The sequence below is a fragment of the Bradyrhizobium sp. 61 genome (assembly GCF_023073075.1).
Classification (GTDB): domain Bacteria; phylum Pseudomonadota; class Alphaproteobacteria; order Rhizobiales; family Xanthobacteraceae; genus Bradyrhizobium; species Bradyrhizobium barranii.
On record NZ_JADPIU010000066.1, the window covers coordinates 1 to 855 of the forward strand.

The 855-nt window shown below is 54.4% G+C and carries 2 protein-coding genes; both read right to left on the bottom strand.

Annotated elements, in window-relative coordinates; all coding sequences use genetic code 11:
* Positions 1-7: 7 nt before the first annotated feature.
* Complete coding sequence (locus tag IVB46_RS23900; protein ID WP_247343594.1) at positions 8-253, bottom strand: hypothetical protein; 246 nt, start codon at positions 251-253, stop codon at positions 8-10.
* 147 nt (positions 254-400) lie between these two features.
* Positions 401-619 (bottom strand): hypothetical protein, encoded by a 219-nt coding sequence (locus IVB46_RS23905; protein ID WP_247343597.1) that lies wholly within the window; start codon positions 617-619, stop codon positions 401-403.
* Positions 620-855: the final 236 nt, after the last annotated feature.

The following is an 855-nucleotide window of genomic DNA, read 5'->3' on the forward strand; positions in this document are numbered from 1 at the left end:
AGGCCGCTCAGTGAATCAGTCTCAGCCGCTCCGGAACGATGGACTTCGATCCCTTCTCGTCGAGAGTGCGCCGAGCATCCGCAATGCCGGCCTCGGCGCCGACGAGGGAAATAATCAAGTTCATCTGCGCGCCGCCATCGATGGTAAATCCGATACAGCGAAGAACGCCGTTGATTTTTCGGAAGGCCCCAAAGCCATCGACGTAAACAGTTTGCATTCCGGTTGCCTGCACGAGCAATTCTTCGTCGTTCATGAATGCCCCCCGTCACAAGTAAGGGACGCATCCTACGCACGGTCACGAAACCATCACAAGCTAAAAACCACACCGCGAGCATGCGACAAAAGTTACGCGGAGGTTGTCTCAATTTTGAATGTTCCTTGTGGAGGAACTTCAACTCGTTTATGGGCCAGCAGTTTTTGCCGCGTTTGTCAGCGCAATCACGAGCGCCTGGATGACATCGGGCAATTCGGAGAGTGGCAGCGCGAGGCGCGCAACGACTGTACCGACGTCGTTTTGCCTGCTGTACAGCACGATTCTGACAATGCCCGCGACGATCTTCACTTCGTGAATGCCGTCGAAAAAAATTTCCTGAGCATTGTGCGGATCGATGACGTCCATGTGTTTTCTCCAAAATTGCATGGATTGAATCCGGACAAATCGCCCACTTCGTTTGCTTCCGGAGCGTTTGCATGACGCAGATCAATTCGATCAAATTGAGCAGCCGGACTGCGCTCGTGGACGGGGGCGTTCTCAACGCGCAGTCCGGCTCTCGTGGCGAAGGAAAGCAATACAATTCCCGCGCCGAAATTCCTCTGCCGTCAGGATCGATCCGCTCTCCTGTACCGGCTCTCAAA

Bases quoted from the DNA above. Each gene is read 5' to 3' on its own strand.
- IVB46_RS23900 (WP_247343594.1), bottom strand. From the start codon at position 253: ATGAACGACGAAGAATTGCTCGTGCAGGCAACCGGAATGCAAACTGTT.
- IVB46_RS23905 (WP_247343597.1), bottom strand. From the start codon at position 619: ATGGACGTCATCGATCCGCACAATGCTCAGGAAATTTTTTTCGACGGC.